This is a genomic window from Microcystis sp. M53603_WE2, from assembly GCF_030065435.1.
Map to the genome: position 1 here is coordinate 1 of NZ_JASJFF010001157.1, position 1,289 is coordinate 1,289.

Genomic DNA, 1,289 nt, shown 5'->3' on the forward strand with positions numbered 1-1,289 from the left:
GGGTGTGGGGTGTGGGGTGTGGGGTGTGGGGTGTGGGGAAGTGGGGTGTGGGGAAGTGGGGAAGTGGGAAGAATAAATAAAATAATCTCCTGTCTCGGAGTCTCCTGACGACCGGCTCCTGACTCCTGACCCTAACAACAATTTTTGATTTTTACAAGAGGTCTATGGTAAAACTGCCAATTTAATCCGGCTCTGGTCATTCCCGATGTTAATCTAGCGGATAGTCTCGAATTTGACCTACTCTACATCTCTACACAGTTCTTAACTGGAACGAGTTTGATCCCTAGGAGATTGACTTTCTTCTAATTCAGCTTTGATTTTTACCGAGTCTTCAATCTGCTCGGCCTCTCGCTTAAATTCACTTTCAAATTCCTTGGATGCTTCTTGAAATCCTCGAATCGTTTTGCCTAAACTGCGACCGATTTCTGGTAATTTTTTCGGTCCGAAAACTAGCAGGGCAATCAAGAGAATTAACCCCATTTCCGGCAATCCAATCCCAAAAATATTCATGTTTTTGCTCCTAATAAAAAACTCGCGGTGGGCAATAACCCACCTGCCAAAGTCCGAGGGATAATTCTGCCGCCAAAAATGGCGACGAGATTGTTGGAATCTGCTTACTGACCCCAATCTACATTAAATCCTTCTAAAATTAGGGAGGAGTTGTAGATCTGTAAAATAATCAGCAAAAAGACTAAAAACAGAGCCATAAAAACTCCCATCAGCAAGGTAGTTCCCCAACCGGGAGAAACTTTACCATATTCCGAGTTGAGGGGACGAAGGATTTCACCTAAGCGTGTACGCTGTGCCATAAGTTACCAAGAAAGATCTGTAAATGATAATTTTGTATTGATCCGTAATTTGACGAAGTGCCAACCGGTCAACCCAGTGAGATAAAATCTACTGCTGTTTCCAGTGGAGCTTTTTTGGTCTAATTCCGAACGGAATCGTTTTTCGCCTGCCCTGCCACGCCCACAAGAATCTGCAAGCGCCTACAGTACGGGAATTATTTTAACATTGTTTGGTGATCTTCTCAGGATTTAGGAGATGGTCGATGGGAGTTGAGGTGATGGGGGAGAAGGGAGATGGGAGAAAAAAGCTGATCGATCAGTGATCACTGATCAAGTCTCCTTCGGTGCTATGATTGAGGGTGTAAAGTTTTATTGCAAAGGTATTCGTCTTGGTTAAGCTGAATACTGACAAAAGGTTAACAACACTACCTTAAACAAGCTCTCAAGAGAGGATACAGAGAACACATGGCTTACACACTTCCCCCTTTACCCTACGATTAC

At 43.8% G+C, this 1,289-nt stretch carries 2 protein-coding genes; both read right to left on the reverse strand.

The annotated features are described in order from the left end of the window. Nucleotides 1-261: 261 nt before the first annotated feature. Complete coding sequence (locus PX481_RS24375) at nt 262-510, reverse strand: TatA/E family twin arginine-targeting protein translocase (protein WP_002762408.1); 249 nt, start codon at nt 508-510, stop codon at nt 262-264. Between the two features lie 104 nt (nt 511-614). Continuing rightward, nucleotides 615-809 (reverse strand): photosystem II reaction center phosphoprotein PsbH, encoded by a 195-nt coding sequence (gene psbH / locus PX481_RS24380; RefSeq protein ID WP_002736544.1) that lies wholly within the window; start codon nt 807-809, stop codon nt 615-617. Nucleotides 810-1,289 lie beyond the last annotated feature (480 nt).